This window comes from Streptomyces sp. HUAS MS02 (assembly GCF_055702265.1).
In genome coordinates, this window is sequence record NZ_CM146747.1 from 4167633 (window position 1) to 4186090 (window position 18458).

The window sequence follows — 18458 nt, forward strand, 5'->3', positions numbered from 1 at the left end:
AGGCATGACCTGGGGTTTGCTTTGGAGCCGCCTTCGGGATTCGAACCCGAGACCTACGCATTACGAGTGCGTTGCTCTGGCCATCTGAGCTAAGGCGGCGCGCTGTCCGCACTATGGTGCGATCAGCAACGTCGGTAAGTCTACACAGTTTCCGGGGTGCTCCGAACCACGGGTCGGAGCACCCCGGGGTCGCCCCGGCCCGACCGGCCCGGGTGTCGATGATCAGGGCGCTGAGCAGCGCTTTCCGTCGGTCGGGGGTGTGCCGCGGAGCAGGTACGTGTTGATCGCCGAGTCGATGCACGCGCTGCCGCGGCCGTAGGCGGTGTGGCCGTCGCCGTCGTAGGTGAGGAGGCGGGCGGAGGAGAGCTGGGAGGCGAGGGCCTGGGACCAGCGGTAGGGCGTGGCGGGGTCACGCGTGGTGCCGACGACGACGATCGGGGCCGCGCCCTTCGCCTCGATGCGGTGCGGCCCGCCCGTCGGCCTCACCGGCCAGTACGCGCAGTTCAGGGAGGCCCACGCCAGAGCCCGGCCGAACACCGGGGATGCCTTCTCGAACTCGGGGAGGGCCCGTTCCACCGCCTCGGGGGTGTCGTACGCGGCCGGGAGGTCCAGGCAGTTCACGGCGGCGTTGGCGTACATCAGGTTGGAGTAGGTGCCGTCGGGCGCGCGTTCGAAGTAGCTGTCCGAGAGCGCGAGCAGGCCTGCGCCGTCGTCGTTCTTGACCGCCTCGGTGAGCGCCTGGCGCAGCTGGGGCCACGCGCCCTCGTCGTACATCGCGGCGATCACGCCGGTCGTGGCCAAGGACTCGCCGAGCCGGCGCCCGTCGGCATCACCGGTCGCCAGCGGGCGCTCGTCCAGCCGCGCGAAGAGACCGCTCAGATTCTTGGCGACCCGCGCGGGCGTACGCCCCAGCACGCAGTCCTGGCGCCCCACACAGTCCTTCGCGAACGCCTGGAACGCCGTCTCGAACCCCGCCGTCTGCTCCTGGTTGAGCCGGTGGGCCGGCAGCGACGGGTCCAACGCGCCGTCCAGCACCAGCCGGCCGACCCGCTCCGGGAAGAGCCCCGCGTACGTCGCACCGAGGAACGTGCCGTACGAGGCGCCGACGTACGTCAGTTTCTCGTCGCCCAGCAGGGCCCGCAGGATGTCCATGTCCCTGGCGGCCTCGACCGTGGAGACGTGCCTCAGCAGCTTCGGCGACCGCTCCCCGCACCCCTCCGCGAACCGCTTGTACGCGGCGACCAGCCGGCCCTTCTCCGCCGTGTCGTCCGGAGTGAGATCGGTCTGCGTGTACGTGTCCATCTGGTGCCCGGTGAGACATTCGACCGGCTCGCTGCCGGCCACGCCCCTCGGGTCGACTGCCACCATGTCGTACCGCGCACGCACCTCGGCCGGGTAGCCGATGCCCGCGTACCTCTGCACATAGCCGACCGCCGAGCCGCCGGGACCACCCGGATTGACCAGCAGCGAGCCGAGCCGCTCCCCCGGTCCGGTCGCCTTCCGCCGCGAGACGGCCAGCCTGATGTCGCCCTCAGACGGGTTCGCGTAGTCGAGGGGCGCCTTCATCGTGGCGCACTGGAAACCGGGGGTGTCGCAGCCCCGCCAGCTCAGCCTCTGCTCGTAGTACGGGGCCAGCGCCGACGAAGTCGCACGGGGCAGCGAGCCGAGGACGGGCCCCCCGTCGACGGTCGTGGCCGCCGCACTGGAGTGACCGGAGGAGCAGCCCGCGACGAGCAGCGCGGCGGCCGCGAGCAACGCGCCGCCGGCCCGCACGGACCGGTTCGGCCAGGAAGTACGCCTGATGTGCATCTCGCGAGCCTAACCAGAACCGCTCAATTCATCACGAACAGCAACGAAGGCTCCTCGTACGAGTGACGCCGTCAACCGAACGCACCCTCATCCCGCGCGCAAGCATCCTGCGTACCCGCATCCCGCTCGCCGGCGTCCCGCGTACGAGCATCCCGCGCGCAAGCCGCCTCACCCCCGCAGACCGCCCCCGCGCCGCGCGCTGACCCTCTCACCCGGCACGCAAGGACCGTCGTTGCGCGCTGACAACCCTCACCCGGCGCGCAGGGCCATCGTCATCGCCTCCACGGCCAGCAGAGGCGCCACATTGCGGTCCAACGCCTCTCTGCACGCCGCGATCGCGTCGATGCGCCGCAGCGTCGCCTCGGGCGTGCCTCCCCGCGCCAACCGCTCCAGGCTGTCCCGCACCTCGACATTGGCGAGCGGCACCCGGGAGCCCAGCTGCAGAGCCAGCACATCCCGGTAGAACCCGGTGAGCTCGGTCAGCGCGAGGTCGAGGCTGTCCCGCTGCGCCCGCGTACGCCGCCGCTTCTGCTTGTCCTCCAGGTCCTTCATCACCCCCGCCGTGCCGCGCGGCATCCGCCCGCCCTGCACCGCGCCCAGCGCCGCCTTCAGCTCCTCGGTCTCCTTGGTGTCGACCTCTTCGGCCAGCTGCTTCGACTCCTCCGAGGCGGCGTCCACCAGCTCCTGCGCCGCCTTGAGACACCCCCCGATGTCCTCCACCCGCAACGGCAGCTTCAGCACAGCGGCCCGCCGCTCCCGGGCCCGCGGATCGGTGGCCAGCCGCCGGGCCCGCTCGATGTGCCCCTGGGTCGCCCGCGCGGCCGTCGCCGCGGCCTCCGGCTCGATGCCCTCCCGCCGTACGAGCATGTCCGCCACCGCGTCGACCGACGGGGTGAGCAGCCCGACGTGCCGGCACCGCGACCGGATCGTCGGCAGCACGTCCTCCAACGATGGCGCGCACAGCATCCACACCGTCCGGGGGGCGGGCTCCTCCACGGCCTTCAGCACGGCGTTCGCCGACTTCTCGTTCAGCCGCTCGGCGTCCTCGACGAGGATCACCTGCCAGCGGCCGTTCGCCGGCGACGTGAACGACTTCCGCACCGTGTCCCGCATGTCGTCGGCCAGGATCTGCGTGCCCACCGCCGCCACGGTGCTCACATCCGCGTGCGTCCCCACCAGCGCCGTATGACATCCGTCGCAGAACCCGCAGCCCGGGCTCCCGCCGAGCGCCCGGTCCGGACTGACACACTGCAACGCCGCGGCGAACGCCCGCGCCGCCGTCACCCGCCCCGACCCCGGCGGCCCCGTGAACAGCCACGCGTGCGTCATCTTCGACGCTTCCGGAGGCGCGATCCCCTTCTCGGCCGCCGTGACGATCCCGTCCGCGTCCCGAGCGGCAGCGTCCAGCTGCGCACTCAGCCGCTCCTGCCCCACCAGGTCGTCCCACACAGCCATGCCCCACCGCCTCCGTCACACTCAACCGTCACCGCGCCCCATTGTGCGCGACCCAACTGACACCCAGCCCCACGCGTGAACCGCCACCCGCACCCAACCCCACGGTCCGCCGCCCACACACGGAAGGGGCCGCACCGGTGCGTCAGCCCGTCGCGTACAGCGGCCCAGAGTGCCCGGGGGACCACCCCGGGCACAGGGCACCAAAGCGACGGGCTGAGGCACCGGCACGGCCCCGACCACACCCGACCACCGGCGGAACGCGTACCAGCCGCACACGCCCCACCAAAGCTCAGCCGCCCAGCCCAGCTCGGCCCAGCCCAGCTCGGCTCAGCTCGGTTCAGCGACGGCGACGCCGCCAGCCCCGCCCCTCATCGGCGTCGTCCTCGTCGTGGGACCCCAACAGCTCGTCCGCCAACGTGGGCAGATCGTCCAACGGCGTCTCCTCGGCCCAGTCCGACCGAGGCCGCCGCCGAGGCACCCCCTGCTCATCGACCTGCGGAAGCTCCCGCGTCCGATCCACGGCGTCAGACCCGTCCGCCCCGCCGGCCGCGGGCCGCTCGTCCCGGAAGTACCCCGGCGGCGCCAAGTCGTCCCGCACCGGCGGCAGCACAGCCGTCTCATCGGCCGCCCCCGAAGGCACCGGCGGCAACACCGCGGTCTCGTCCTCCGTAGCCGCCCCCGGCGACTGCACCGGCGGCACCGACGGCTTCGGCAGCTTCGCCGTCGCCTCGGAGTCGGCCCCGGACGCGTCCCGCACGGGCGGCAGCACAGCCGTCTCATCCACCGGCCCACCGGAAGCGTTCGTCGGCGTCACCAACGGCGTAGCCACAGTCACCGCGTCGTCGCCGGCCCCAGAGCCAGCGCCCGCGCCCGCACCTGACCTGGCGGACCCGGCCTCGGCCCCACTCCCCCGCTCGGCCGCAATCCGCGCAGCCTCCGCCGCGGCCGCGACCCGCTCCGCCTCAGCCTTCCGGTCGGCCTCGGCCCGCTCCGCCGCGGCGCGCTCCGCCTCCGCCGCGACCGCCGCCGCCCGCTCGGCCTCCGCCGCGGCGGCCACCCGCCGGGCCTCCTCGGCGCGCAGCAACGCCTCCTCGGCCTTCCGCTGCTTCTCCAGGCGCAGCGCCTCCGCCTCGGCCCGCAGCCGCTGCTCCTCGGCGGCCTGCTGACGACGCCGTTCCTCCTCGACCCGACGTCGTTCCTCCGCCTCGGCCCGCGCCTTCTCCTCCGCGAGGAGCCGCGCCTGCTCCTCCTCAGCTCGGCGACGCGCGTCCTCGGCCCGCTGCCGGGCCTCCTCCGCCTGCCGCTCCGCCTCGCGCCGCTGAGCCTCCTCCAGCTCGCGCCGCTTGCGCTCCTCCTCCTCGGCCCGCAGCCGCGCGAGCTCCTCCTGGCGCTCGCGCTCCAGCCGCTCCTCCTCGGCCTTGCGCGCGGCCTCTTCCTCGGCCTTGCGCCGGGCTTCCTCCTCGGCCTTGCGCCGCGCCTCCTCCTGCGCCTTCACCTCGGCCTCGGACAGCGGCAGCATCACGTCGAGCCGGTGCCGGACCACGGTCGTCACCGCCTCGGGGTCCTGCGCGGCGTCCACCACCAGGTAGCGCCCGGCATCGGCGGCGGCCAGCGTCAGGAATCCCGCCCGCACCCGCTCGTGGAACTCGGCCGGCTCGGACTCCAGCCGGTCCGGCGCCTCGGTGAACCGCTCGCGCGCGGCCTCCGGCGACACGTCCAGCAGCACCGTCAGGTGCGGCACGAGTCCGTCGGTCGCCCACCGCGAGATCCGGGCGATCTCCGTCGGCGAGAGGTCCCGCCCGGCCCCCTGGTAGGCCACGGACGAGTCGATGTACCGGTCCGAGATGACCACCGCGCCCCGCTCCAGCGCGGGCCGCACCACGGTGTCCACGTGCTCGGCACGATCAGCCGCGTACAGCAGCGCCTCGGCGCGGTGGGACAGGCCGGCCGACGACACATCGAGCAGGATCGACCGCAGCCGCTTCCCCACCGGAGTCGCCCCCGGCTCGCGCGTCACCACGACCTCGTGGCCCTTGGCCCGGATCCACTCGGCGAGCGCCTCGACCTGGGTGGACTTCCCGGCGCCGTCCCCGCCCTCCAGGGCGATGAAGAACCCGGAGGCCGCGGGCGCCTGCACCGGGTCGTCGCCCTTGAGCAACGCGTCCCGCAGGTCCTGCCGCAGCGGTACCCCGGACCGGTCGTCGACCTTGGCGAGCACCAGCGCGGCCACCGGCAGCAGCAACGCCCCGACCAGCATCAGCGTGAACGCCGCACCGCCGTGCGCGAAGACGAACTTGCCGCTCTCCAGCCGGTGCGGTCCGATGACGGCCGCGACCAGCGGAGCGACGAGCACCGCCAGCGCCACGAACACCCGTACGACAGCGTGCAGATGCTCGGTCGTCCGGGCTCGGCGGGAGTCCTCGGCCTCCTGATCGAGCAGCGTGTGCCCGGTGTTGGCGGCGATCCCCGCGCCGGTTCCGGCGAGCCCCAGGATGAGCACGACGCTCGTGACGTCCGGCGTCAGACCGGCGGCGAGCAGCGCGACCCCGGTGAAGGCGATCGCGAGAGCGAGCAGCCGGCGCCGGGACAGCGAGGGCAGCACGGACGGGCCCCGACGGATCCCGACGACCACGCCACCCGTCAGCGCGGCGACGAACAGCCCGTACATCACCGGCCCGCCGCCCAGGTCCTTGGCGTGCAGCACGGCGACGGCGACCGCGGCGGCGACCGCACCCGCGACGGCCCCACAGGCCGGCACCAGCAGCGGGATCGCACCCGTGCGGCCCTTGTCGACACCGGTGCCGGTCTTGGGCCGGCGCAGCCCCTCCAGCGGCGACCGCGCGCGCGGGGTACGCGTCTTGGGCAGGTCGAGGAAGGTCACGACCGACAGTGAGGCGGCGAAGAGCCCGGCGGCGACGTACGAGGCGAGCGCGGCCTGGTGCTGCCCGAACCAGTCGAGGCCCGCACCCAGCAGGTTGTTGAGCAGCGAGGCGACGACGAGGACGGCGGCCGCGAGAGGAACGGCCACGAATCCGGTACGCAGGGACAGGCGCCGCAGCGCGTCCATGTGGTCCGGCAGCGGCCGTACGGTCGCGCCCTCCGGCGGCGGCGCGGGCAGCAGCGCGGGGGCCGCGCTCTCGCGGCAGACCGTCCAGAACCGCTCGGCGACACCGGCGACGAACACGGTGACCAGCAGCACCGCGAGCGCGTTGTCCGGCGTCCAGTCGATCCACAGGGGCGCGACGATCAGCAGCAGGACCCGCAGCCCGTCCGCGCCGACCATGGTCCAACGGCGGTCGAGCGGACCGTCCTGCGAGGTCAGGGAGGTGAGCGGCCCGAGGAGTACGGCACCGAACAGCAGGGTCGCGAGGACGCGCGTGCCGAAGACGACCGCGACCGTCAGTGCGACGCCCCGGTATCCGCCGCCGAAGGCGCCCTCGGCGATCGCCGCCTGGAAGGCGAGGAGCACCAGCACGAGCAGCGCGAGCACATCGCCCACGCCGCCCACGAGCTGTGCGCTCCACAACCGTTTCAGCTGCGGCCGACGCAGCAGCGCCCGGACGGCGCGCTCCCTGGAGTCGGCTGCCAGGGCGTCGTCGGGGGCCGGGTTGTGGGCCGTAGGCTGCTCGGCTCGCATCATGCTTTCAGCCTATCGGCACGCACCGACACCCAGAAGCAGCGCCCAAGCGCGCACACACTTCGACACCAAGTCGCGGAAAGCGCGCGGATTCAGTACACCCGAGGTGAAGATTCCAGCCACCGCGCACAGCAGCCACCCCAGGGGCGCGGGGAACTGCGCGATCAACCACGACGATCACGCAGCCGCCGAACGACCACGCCCCCGAGCTGTCAGGCGCTCTCCCCGGCCGACGTCGCCTTCTTCGCCGCCACCTTCTTCGCGGGTGCCGCCTTCTTCGCCGCGGCCGTCTTCGAAGCAGCGGTCTTCTTCGCGGCAGCGGTCTTCTTCGCCGGCGTGGCCTTCTTCGCGGCGGTCTTCGTCGCCGTCTTCTTCGCCGGCGCCTTCTTGGCCGTCTTCTTGGCGGGTGCCTTCGCCCGCTTCTCCGCCAGCAGTTCGAACCCGCGCTCGGGCGTGATCGCCTCCACGCTGTCCCCGGACCGCAGCGTCGCATTGGTCTCGCCGTCGGTGACGTACGGGCCGAAGCGGCCGTCCTTCACCACGACCGGCTTCCCGCTGACGGGGTCCTCACCCAGCTCCTTCAGCGGCGGCTTGGCGGCGGCCCGCCCGCGCTGCTTGGGCTGGGCGTAGATGGCCAGCGCCTCTTCGAGGGTGATCGTGAAGAGCTGCTCCTCGTTCTGGAGCGAACGCGAGTCCGTGCCCTTCTTCAGATAGGGCCCGTAGCGCCCGTTCTGCGCGGTGATCTCCTGGCCCTCCGCGTCGGCGCCGACGATCCGCGGCAGCGACATCAGCTTCAGGGCGTCGTCGAGGGTCACCGTGTCCAGGGACATGGACTTGAACAGGGAGGCCGTGCGCGGCTTGACCGCGTTCTTGCCCGTCTTCGGGGTGCCCTCGGGAAGGATCTCCGTGACGTACGGGCCGTAGCGCCCGTCCTTGGCGACGATCTGGTGACCGGTCGCCGGGTCGGCGCCCAGCTCGAAGTCGCCGCTCGGCTTGGCGAGCAGTTCCTCCGCCAGCTCGACGCTCAGCTCGTCCGGGGCCAGGTCCTCGGGGATGTCCGCGCGCTGGTGCCCCTCGGCGTCCTTCTCGCCCCGCTCGATGTACGGGCCGTAGCGCCCGACGCGCAGCACGATGCCGTTGCCGACGGGGAAGGAGGAGACCTCGCGGGCGTCGATCGCGCCGAGGTCGGTGACCAGTTCCTTCAGGCCGCCGAGGTGGTCCCCGTCGCCGTTGCCGGCCTCGGCCGCCGTCGTGCCGCCGGCATCGCTGCCCTCGCCGAAGTAGAACCGCTTCAGCCACGGCACCGCCTGGGCCTCGCCGCGCGCGATGCGGTCGAGGTCGTCCTCCATCTTGGCGGTGAAGTCGTAGTCGACGAGCCGCCCGAAGTGCTTCTCCAGCAGGTTGACCACGGCGAAGCTCAGGAAGGACGGCACGAGGGCCGTGCCCTTCTTGAAGACGTAGCCCCGGTCGAGGATGGTGCCGATGATCGACGCGTACGTCGACGGGCGGCCGATCTCGCGCTCTTCGAGCTCCTTGACCAGCGACGCCTCGGTGTAGCGCGCCGGGGGCTTGGTGGCGTGCCCGTCGACCGTGATCTCCTCGGCGGAGAGCGGGTCGCCCTCGGCGACCTGCGGCAGCCGGCGCTCACGGTCGTCGAGCTCGGCGTTCGGGTCGTCGGCACCTTCGACGTAGGCCTTGAGGAAACCGTGGAAGGTGATCGTCTTGCCGGAGGCGCTGAACTCGGCGTCCCGGCCGTCGGAGGCGGTGCCGCCGATCTTGACGGTGACGCTGTTGCCCGTGGCGTCCTTCATCTGGGAGGCGACGGTCCGCTTCCAGATCAGCTCGTACAGCTTGAACTGGTCACCGGTCAGCCCGGTCTCCGCGGGCGTGCGGAAACGATCACCCGAAGGCCTGATCGCCTCGTGGGCCTCCTGCGCGTTCTTGACCTTCCCGGCGTACGTACGCGGCTGCGCCGGCAGGTAGTCGGCGCCGTACAGCTGGGTGACCTGGGCGCGAGCGGCGGCCACGGCGGTCTCGCTGAGCGTCGTGGAGTCCGTACGCATATAGGTGATGAAGCCGTTCTCGTACAGCTTCTGCGCCACCTGCATGGTCGCCTTCGCCCCGAAGCCGAGCTTGCGCGAGGCCTCCTGCTGGAGCGTCGTCGTACGGAAGGGGGCGTACGGCGAGCGGCGGTACGGCTTGGACTCGACGGAGCGGACCGAGAAGCGGGTGTTCTCCAGGGCGGCGGCGAGCGCGCGGGCGTTCGCCTCGTCCAGGTGAAGAACGTTGGCGCCCTTGATCTGGCCGAGCGAGTCGAAGTCGCGGCCCTGGGCGACGCGGCGGCCGTCCACGGACTGCAGGCGGGCGACCAGCGACGACGGGTCGGAGGCGTCACCGGCGCGGCCGGTCGCGAAGGTGCCGGTCAGGTCCCAGTACTCGGCCGAGCGGAAGGCGATCCGCTCCCGCTCCCGCTCCACGACGAGCCGGGTCGCGACGGACTGGACGCGGCCCGCCGACAGCCGCGGCATGACCTTCTTCCACAGGACCGGTGAGACCTCGTAGCCGTAGAGGCGGTCGAGGATGCGGCGGGTCTCCTGGGCGTCGACGAGGCGCTGGTTCAGCTCGCGCGGGTTGGCGACGGCGGCCTGGATCGCGGCCTTGGTGATCTCGTGGAAGACCATCCGCTTGACCGGGACCTTGGGCTTGAGCACCTCCTGGAGGTGCCAGGCGATGGCCTCGCCCTCGCGGTCCTCATCGGTGGCGAGGAAGAGTTCGTCGGACTCCTTCAGCAGGTCTTTGAGCTTCCTGACCTGGGCCTTCTTGTCCGCGTTGACCACGTAGATGGGCGCGAAGTCATGCTCGACGTCGACGCCGAGGCGGCGCACCTCGCCGGTGTACTGCTCGGGCACCTCCGCGGCGCCGTTGGGAAGGTCGCGGATGTGCCCCACGCTCGCCTCGACGATGTAGCCGGGGCCGAGATAGCCCTTGATCGTCTTCGCCTTGGCAGGCGACTCGACGATGACGAGTCGGCGGCCGCCCTTCGCGGTCTCGCTGGTCGGGGACAACTTCGCTCTTCTCTCCGGTCGACGCTGGGTCTCCCCAGGCTTGCGTCCCGGGGCGGGCGACCCCTTGAGGCCGTTGCCTCGCACGGGGCTCGGCTGTCGGCCCGGGGGTCGGGTCATGCTGACGCTGCGGAGTGTGACGGTACATCCCGCCCCCGTGTCAAACGGGAAAAGCCCGCAACGGCCACTCGAACGGTAACCCGACTACCGCCATTCCTGCCGCCCGGCGTCCTCAGCGATCCGTTCGGGGCCTATGCGGAGGGTCACATCGCGGTTACCCCGCTCGCTCGCCGGCCCCGGCTCCCCGCGCCCGCTCAGACGCGGGTGAGGCACCAGGCGGCGAGCACCAGAGCGGTGACCGCGGTGATGCTCGCGAGGGTCGCCGACAACGCGGGACGCGCCCCCTGCGCGACCGGCTCGCCAAGGCGCAGCCTCCGCACGGTCCACAGCATCAGTCCGCCCCCGAACAGGGCGAACACCACTCCTACGAAGATCGCCGGACCGCTCTCCATGTCCCGTCCTCCCACCCCTCGACTGCCCCGGGACGGGAGGCTGGCACGGACGGGAAGCGGGCGCGCGAACCCGAGGTGAACGTGAGGCGTCCGGCCTCTCAGACAGAGCCGGGCGTGGGTATCTTGCCGGTCGTCTGCGACACGTCGGCGTTGCGCACCGTGCACACCACCTTGTTGAAGCCCTTCTTCCATTCCTCTTCGGCGGAGACCCATCCCGACACGATCAGGTCAGCGCCGGGCGCCCAACTCGTCTCGAACCTGTTGGTGCACAGCTTTCCGCCCTCGGCGAGGGCTCCGGCGAAGGTCATGTTGTCGGGTGCCTGCACCGATCCGACGACCTGGTCGGTGTGCGCTTCGGCACAGTCGGTCAGCGGGGCGTCGTACCCCTCGTCCTCCCTGATGGTGTAGTCCCAGCAGTCGCCGACGGCCATCTGCGTGGGCCACAGGTTCATGCCCACGTCACGGAGTCGGCCCACCTCGCCTCCGATCGGGACGTGCTTGCCGAGGACGAGACATGCCGTACCGCCCTTGGCCGCGGTGAAGCCCTCCTTCGTCGGGATCAGTGCGTAGACGCCGGCGTCGGGCAGGGCCTCGGCCAGCGCGTCGGCCTGGCCGGCGCAGCGCTGCTCTCCGCTGGCCTTGGCCTCGGCGGGGTCCGACGCCGTCGCTATCGCCACGACCTGACCGTCCGGCCAGTCCTCGTCGCAGTCCACCACGCCGAGGTCGGGCACCGAGTCGAACGCCGTCCCCGTCCAGACGGCCTTGACGCAGTCCCCCACTTCCAGCGCCTTCTTGAGGGCCGCCTGCTTGCCGTAGGGGTACTCCGACGTCGGCGACGACAACGGGCCCGGGCTGTCGGAGGGCCTGGGGTCCGGGCCGCCCGACAGGTTCACCGCGGCCCAGGTGCCGCCGCCAGCCACGAGCAGCACGGCGACCACGATCGCGACGACCGCCCCCGCGGGCGTCCTGCGCCGCGGTCCGCCGGGCGGCGGCGGGCTCCCTGCCGTGATGGTCGGGAATCCCGCGTTCCCCGGAGGCGTGGCGCCGCCACCGCCGTACGGCGGCGACGCGTTGGCCGCGTACGGCAGCGACTGGTTGCCCACGGTGCCGCCGTACCCGGGTGGCTGAGCGCCCGCGCCGCCGTACGCCGACGGCCGGCCACCGGGGGCGCCCGCGTAGGGCGTGGCCCCGCCGCCCGCCGGGCTCCCGTACGGCGTGGACGGGCGGCCCCCGTACGGGTTGTAGCTGTCGTAGGGGCCGCGCGGCTGCTGTCCCCGCTGCCACGGGTCGTGCGGCGAAGCGCCGCCCGGGGCCGCGCCCGGCGTGGGCGGGCCACCGGCGGGAGTGTTGGGGGCGTTCGGCGACGAGGGCGTGCCGGGGGTGTGCGGCACCCCCGGGGTGTACGGCGTGTGGGGTGGGCCAGGCGTGTCGGGCGTGCCCCCGAGGCCGTGCTGCCCGGCGGCGACGTACCCGGGGGGCGCGCTCGCGACATACCCCGGAGGCGCGCCGGGAGTGCCGGGGGTCGCGGGGGTCCCCGGCGTGCCGGGGGTGCCGGGGGTGCGGGGAGCCGGTCCGAAGGCGCCGGGTGCCGAGGCGGGGGTGGCGCCCCAGCCCGGCGGGGTCGGCTCGCCGCCCGAGGCGGCGACCCGTTCCAGGCCACGTGCCGCGGCCTCCGGCGAGAGTCGGCGCACGGGGTCCTTGATGAGCAACCCGTGCAGGACGGGGGCGAGTTCACCGGCGCGGGCGGGCGGTGCCGGCTCCTCCCCGAGCAGGGCCGTGAGCGTCGCGTACTCGCCGTGCCGGTCGAAGGGGCCGCGGCCCTCGACCGCCGCGTACAGCGTGGCGCCGAGCGAGAACAGGTCGGCGGCCGGGGTCGGCGGCTCGCCCCGGGCCCGTTCGGGCGCCAGATACCCGGGCGTGCCGAGGATTCCGGCGGTGGCGGTGAGCCGGGGTTCGCGGGACTCCGGCTGGAGCGCGATGCCGTAGTCGGTGAGCAGCACGCGCGCGTAGGGGTCGCCCGAGGCGTCGGCCGCGAGCAGGATGTTGGCCGGCTTCACGTCCCGGTGGAGTATGCCGATGCGGTGCCCCGCCGTGAGCGCGTCGAGGACCGCGAGCCCGACCCGGGCGGCCTGCTCGGGCGAGAGCGGACCCCGCTGCCGTACGACCGCCTGGAGGTCGATCGCGTCCGGCACGTACTCCATGACGATCCACGGCAGGCCCTCGTGGAGCACCACGTCGTGGACCGTGGCCACATGGGGATGGCCGCGCAGTCGCGCGGCGTGCCGGGCCTCGCTGCGGGCCCGGGCGATGCGCTGGGCGGGCTCGGTCGCGTCCATCGGGACATCGGGCAGGGAGATCTCCTTCATGGAGACCTCGCAGGCCAGTTCCTCGTCGTACGCGAGCCAGACCCGGCCCATACCGCCCGCGCCCAGGGTGCGCAGCAGTCGGTACCGGTCGTTGATGATCCTTCCCCGGCCCTGCTCCGGCGTATCCCCCGCCATCGCGATCCCCCGATCCCCCAGAGACAGCGCGTGCCTCCCCCGAGGACACGTCGAATCCGTCTCTTGAAAATAGCTTCGCACGCACCACTGACAGGAGCCCTTTTACGGACCAATTCAGGCAGAGGAGACACATGTGTCCCAGAGGTGCGAACCAGCCCCACCCATCACGGGAACGGGCGCCGCGCGGGGTACCGGTCCCGTCATCGGACGGTCCGGAAATGGTCACCGGGTGCGGGAGACCGGACGGGCTCCCCCGCCGGTGCGGGGCGGGTCACCGAGCCGGTTCGAGGAACCCCTGTTCGACGAGGAGGCGGATCTGGACCGGCGTCCGGTCGCGCAGGGCCACCGGGTCCTCGCCGACGAGCTGGGCGATGGCGTCCAGAATCCGCCCGGCGCTGAGCGTGCCGTCGCACACACCGGCGAATCCCGCGCCCACCGTGTCCACCTTCGTGGCCCGGCGCATCCCACGGTTCTGACGCAGCACCACATGCTCGGGGTCCTCGGCACCGGGCAGCCCGACCTGCTCCTGAACGACCTCGGCGGTGAGCCGGAAGTGCGCCTCCAGGAGCGCCGCGTCGTCGTTCGCCCGCAGGTAGTCGACGCGCGCGAAGTGCTGCCGCACCGCCTCACCGAGCGGCTGTTCGACCGGATGCGGCCACTCCTCCAGGGTGATCGAGGGCTCCGACTCCGCGGCGGCCGACTTCCGCAGCGTGATCCACCCGAACCCGACGCCCTTCACCTTCCGCGCCTCGAACTCGTCGAGCCACGCGTCGTACCGTGCCTGGTACTCGGCCACGTCACCACGATGGTCGCCCGCGTCCCGCAGCCACAACTCCGCGTACTGCGTGACGTCCTGGACCTCACGCTGCACGATCCACGCGTCGCAGCCGCGCGGCACCCACGACCTGAGCCGCTCCTGCCAGTCCTCCCCCTCCACGTGCTGCCAGTTGGCGAGGAACTGCGCGTAGCCGCCCTCGTTCAGCCGCTCCCCCGCCTGCGAGACGAGCGTGCGGCACAGGTCGTCCCCGCCCATCCCGCCGTCGCGGTACGTCAGCCGGGCACCGGGCGAGATCACGAACGGCGGATTCGACACGATGAGGTCGTACGTCTCGTCCGCCCCGACCGGCTCGAAGAGCGAACCCTCCCGCAGCTCGGCGGCGCGGGCTCCGGACAGCGCCAGCGTGAGCGCCGTGATGTGCAGCGCGCGCGGGTTGAGATCGGTCGCCGTCACGCGCGTGGCGTGCTGGGCGGCGTGCAGGGCCTGGATGCCGGAGCCGGCCCCGAGGTCGAGGGCGGCGGCGACGGGCGTCCGTACGGTGATCCCGGCCAGCGTCGTGGACGCCCCGCCGACCCCCAGTACGACGCCCTCGTCCCGGCTCCCGATCCCGCCGGCCCCACCGACCGCGCACCCCAGGTCGGAGACGATGAACCAGTCCTCGCCGCCGGGGCCGCCGTACGGCCGGACGTCGACGGTGGCGGCGACCTCGTCCCCGTCGTCGCCGACGCGGACGAGCCAGCCGCTCTCGACGCACGCGTCGACGGGCAGCACGCCCTCCACGCGCGCGCGTACGACCGGCTGCTGCAACAGGAACAGGCGGACCAGCGCCTCCAGCGCCGTCTCCCCCCGCGTCGCCCTCAGCGCGGGCACGACCTCGCTCCGCGCGAGGGCCGCGTACGCCGGCGCACCGAGCAGTTCGAGCAGCCCGTCGGCGGTGAAGTCGGCCCCGAGCAGGGCTTCCCGCAACCGAGCGGCGACATCGGACCGATCAACAGAGGGCAACGAAGACAGCCTGGAGTCACTCACACCGCCCAGCGTAGCCGCGCCCCACGACCCGCCTCAGCGGCACACACCCCGTGTTCTCCCCCTGCGCCCCCGACGCCACGTCATAGCTGCGGGCAGTCGTGCCGCTGGGGCGATGGGGACACCTCCCGCTCGAGCGAAGCCGAGAGTGGGGGAGGGTGGGCGCAGGCGGCACCTCGTAATCGCCGAGCCGCGGAACCCACCCCGCTCAGCCCGACCGCCGTGCACCCGATCAACCCCCGGCCCGGCACAATCCGCACCGACCACCGAGAGCACCCCTCAGCCCTCAGCCCTCAGAAGGCACAGCCGGCACCGACGCCGCCCCGGACGTGCCCGCGGACTTGCAGCTCTGCTGCTCGGCCATCGCCTGCCCGACCTCCCCCTTCTCCAGCTCCTTCAACGCGTCGCTCCCGGTCTTGCTCAGCTTCTCCAGCTCCGTCGCGACCCCTTCGAGCCCGTCCGCGAACTTCGCCTGGTCCTTGATGTTCAGCGCGTCCGACTTCTTCTTCAGCTCCCCGTACGCCGTGGACAGCTGGTTGAGCTCGGCCACCGCGGCCTTCTGCTTCTTCTCGCCCTCCTCGACGTCCGGTGCCCCGGCCTGCTGAATGGCCGTCGCCATCGCCTTGTAGGCGTCGGAGATGTCCTGGAAGCCCTGGGAGTCGGCCTTCTGCACGTCCGCCGGCGCGCTGTCGTCCGAGGTCTCCTTCTGGATCGAGGCGTTGGCCGCCGCGATCTTCTTGATCTGCGGCTGCACCGAGTCGCAGACCTCCTTGGCCCAGGAGTTCAGCTTGTCGTTCGTCTCGTCGTCGCCGCTGCAGCCGGACAGCGCCAGTACCAGTACCGCACCGCCGGACAGTGCGGCCGCGAGCTTCTTGTTCACCGGATTGGTCCCTTCCATGGCTCTCGGCCCCGGAACATACACGCCGAATGGGAGCCACCTGTGTGCCGAGCACCCCCGGTGCACCTTTTGTAACCGTTTGCACCAAGAGAGACAAGGCTCACGGCCACCCCCGGCATGGCCAAGGGGCGGACGGCCGACGCGTCAACACGCGCCGTCCGCCCGCCCCTTGAGCTGGCCTCTGGCAGAGCCGGTCCGGGACCGCCTACGAAACCACCGCTGGATCCGCCGACTTGGCCACCCGGTCGGAGTTGCCTTCGTCACCCACCGCGATCCCGCGTCGCTTGGACACGTACACCGCGCCGACGATGACGGCGATCGAGGCCACCGCGATGGTGACCCGCAGCGCGACGCTCTTGTCCTCGCCGTAGCTGAACTGGACGACCGCGGGCGCGATGAGCAGTGCGACGAGGTTCATCACCTTCAGCAGCGGGTTGATGGCCGGCCCCGCCGTGTCCTTGAACGGGTCGCCGACCGTGTCGCCGATGACGGTCGCGGCATGGGCCTCGCTGCCCTTGCCGCCGTGATGACCGTCCTCGACGAGCTTCTTGGCGTTGTCCCACGCGCCACCGGAGTTGGCGAGGAACACCGCCATCAGCGTCCCGGTCCCGATCGCGCCGGCGAGATACGCGCCGAGCGCGCCGACCCCGAGAGTGAACCCGATCGCGATGGGCGCCATGACCGCGAGCAGACCGGGCGTGGCCAGCTCCCGCAGGGCGTCCTTGGTGCAGATGTCGACGACCCGCCCGTACTCCGGCTTCTCGCTGTAGTCCATGATCCCGGGATGCTCGCGGAACTGCCGCCGCACCTCGTAGACCACCGAACCGGCCGACCGCGCGACCGCGTTGATCGCCAGTCCCGAGAAGAGGAAGACGACCGCGGCACCCGCGATGAGCCCGACCAGGTTGTTGGGCTGCGAGATGTCCATCATCAGGTTCATGGGCGCGCCTTCGCCGGAGACCTTCTCCCCGACGTCGTTCGCGGCCGTGAGGATCGCGTCCCGGTACGAGCCGAAGAGCGCGGCGGCAGCGAGGACGGCCGTGGCGATGGCGATGCCCTTGGTGATGGCCTTGGTGGTGTTGCCGACGGCGTCCAGGTCGGTGAGCACCTGCGCACCCGCGCCCTCGACGTCGCCGGACATCTCGGCGATGCCCTGGGCGTTGTCGGAGACCGGTCCGAAGGTGTCCATGGCGACGATGACACCGACCGTGGTGAGCAGGCCGGTGCCGGCCAACGCCACCGCGAACAGCGCGAGCATGATGGACGTACCGCCGAGCAGGAACGCCCCGTAGACACCGAGGCCGATCAACAGGGCGGTGTAGACGGCCGATTCGAGACCGATGGAGATACCGGCGAGGACGACGGTGGCCGCGCCGGTGAGCGAGCTCTTGCCGATGTCCTTCACGGGACGCCGGCTGGTCTCGGTGAAGTAGCCGGTCAGTTGCTGGATCAGCGCGGCCAGCACGATGCCGATGGCCACCGCGACGACCGCGAGGACCCGTGGGTCGCCGTCGTGGCCCGCGATCGCCGTGTCCGTGACCCCTTCGAGGTCGGCGTACGACGAGGGCAGGTAGGCGTAGACGGCGATGGCGACGAGCACCAGCGAGATCACCGCGGAGATGAAGAACCCGCGGTTGATGGCGGACATGCCGCTGCGGTCGGTGCGGCGGGGTGCCACCGCGAAGATGCCGATCATCGCGGTGATCACGCCGATCGCGGGCACGATCAGCGGGAACGCGAGTCCGGAGTCGCCGAACGCCGCCTTGCCGAGGATCAGCGCGGCGACGAGCGTCACGGCGTACGACTCGAAGAGGTCGGCCGCCATGCCCGCGCAGTCGCCGACGTTGTCGCCCACGTTGTCGGCGATGGTCGCGGCGTTGCGCGGGTCGTCCTCCGGAATGCCCTGCTCGACCTTGCCGACCAGGTCGGCGCCGACGTCGGCGGCCTTGGTGAAGATGCCGCCGCCGACCCTCATGAACATGGCGATGAGCGCGGCTCCGAGGCCGAAGCCCTCCAGCACCTTGGGCGCGTCGGCCGCGTAGACGAGGACCACGCAGGACGCGCCGAGGAGGCCGAGCCCCACCGTGAACATGCCGACGACGCCGCCGGTGCGAAATGCGATCTTCATCGCCTTGTGTGAGACGGCGGTGAGATCCTTTTCCGGCTCGCCTTCCGCCGGTGTGGCTTCTCGGGCCGCCGCGGCGACGCGCACATTGCTGCGCACGGCGAGCCACATACCGATATAGCCGGTGGCCGCCGAGAACGCCGCGCCGATCAAGAAGAACACCGATCGTCCGGCGCGCTGATTCCAGTCGTCCGCGGGCAGCAGCATGAGCAGGAAGAACACGACGACGGCGAATACGCCGAGCGTGCGCAACTGCCGTGCCAGATAGGCGTTCGCGCCTTCCTGGATGGCCGTCGCGATCTTCTTCATGCTGTCGGTGCCCTCACCCGCCGCGAGCACCTGGCGCACCAGGATCCCGGCGACGACGAGCGCTGCCAGGGCCACGACGCCGATCACCATGACGATGATCCGGTTGTCGTCGGTGAGCACCGCGGCTGCGAAGTTCGCGGTGTGGTCAAACCTTTGAGGGGTAGAAAGCCCCGCCATTCGTCCTCCTTGACGCTTGGGCTGAGCTCAAGATGTGGACGGATTGTAGGGAGTTGAACCTGATCAAAACAGTGCGCGGGAAACGGAATTGCCCTTCACATGCCCTTCAGCAAATGATCCGGACCCGACCACGCTACTCGAAAGAAGTAACGCCTCAAAGGCATTGACACTT

Annotated in this window: 9 protein-coding genes and 1 tRNA gene; all 10 read right to left on the minus strand. The window is 71.9% G+C overall.

Annotation, left to right across the window (positions count from 1 at the left end; genetic code table 11):
* Positions 1 to 22: 22 nt before the first annotated feature.
* Positions 23 to 99, minus strand: a tRNA-Thr gene (locus tag ACZ9QC_RS17870).
* 123 nt (positions 100 to 222) lie between these two features.
* Positions 223 to 1809: an alpha/beta hydrolase gene (locus tag ACZ9QC_RS17875; protein WP_472921023.1), complete on the minus strand. Its 1587-nt coding sequence runs from the start codon at positions 1807 to 1809 to the stop codon at positions 223 to 225.
* A gap of 249 nt (positions 1810 to 2058) precedes the next feature.
* Complete coding sequence (locus ACZ9QC_RS17880) at positions 2059 to 3264, minus strand: DNA polymerase III subunit delta' (RefSeq protein ID WP_184905193.1); 1206 nt, start codon at positions 3262 to 3264, stop codon at positions 2059 to 2061.
* A 337-nt stretch (positions 3265 to 3601) separates the two neighbouring features.
* Positions 3602 to 6904: a dTMP kinase gene (gene tmk / locus ACZ9QC_RS17885; RefSeq protein WP_472921024.1), complete on the minus strand. Its 3303-nt coding sequence runs from the start codon at positions 6902 to 6904 to the stop codon at positions 3602 to 3604.
* Between the two features lie 209 nt (positions 6905 to 7113).
* Positions 7114 to 9966, minus strand: a complete 2853-nt coding sequence (gene topA / locus ACZ9QC_RS17890; protein WP_472921025.1) for a type I DNA topoisomerase — start codon at positions 9964 to 9966, stop codon at positions 7114 to 7116.
* Between the two features lie 311 nt (positions 9967 to 10277).
* Positions 10278 to 10475, minus strand: a complete 198-nt coding sequence (locus ACZ9QC_RS17895) for a hypothetical protein (RefSeq protein ID WP_472921026.1) — start codon at positions 10473 to 10475, stop codon at positions 10278 to 10280.
* Positions 10476 to 10573: 98 nt separating this feature from the next.
* The gene (locus ACZ9QC_RS17900) at positions 10574 to 12976 is read right to left on the minus strand and encodes a serine/threonine-protein kinase (RefSeq protein WP_472921027.1); all 2403 of its coding nucleotides are present in this window, start codon (positions 12974 to 12976) and stop codon (positions 10574 to 10576) included.
* Positions 12977 to 13247: 271 nt separating this feature from the next.
* Positions 13248 to 14780: a DUF7059 domain-containing protein gene (locus ACZ9QC_RS17905; RefSeq protein ID WP_472921028.1), complete on the minus strand. Its 1533-nt coding sequence runs from the start codon at positions 14778 to 14780 to the stop codon at positions 13248 to 13250.
* 283 nt (positions 14781 to 15063) lie between these two features.
* Positions 15064 to 15675 (minus strand): small secreted protein, encoded by a 612-nt coding sequence (locus tag ACZ9QC_RS17910; protein ID WP_316726591.1) that lies wholly within the window; start codon positions 15673 to 15675, stop codon positions 15064 to 15066.
* A 205-nt stretch (positions 15676 to 15880) separates the two neighbouring features.
* A complete protein-coding gene (locus ACZ9QC_RS17915) occupies positions 15881 to 18286 on the minus strand; it encodes a sodium-translocating pyrophosphatase (RefSeq protein ID WP_472921029.1) in 2406 nt (801 codons plus the stop codon).
* Positions 18287 to 18458: the final 172 nt, after the last annotated feature.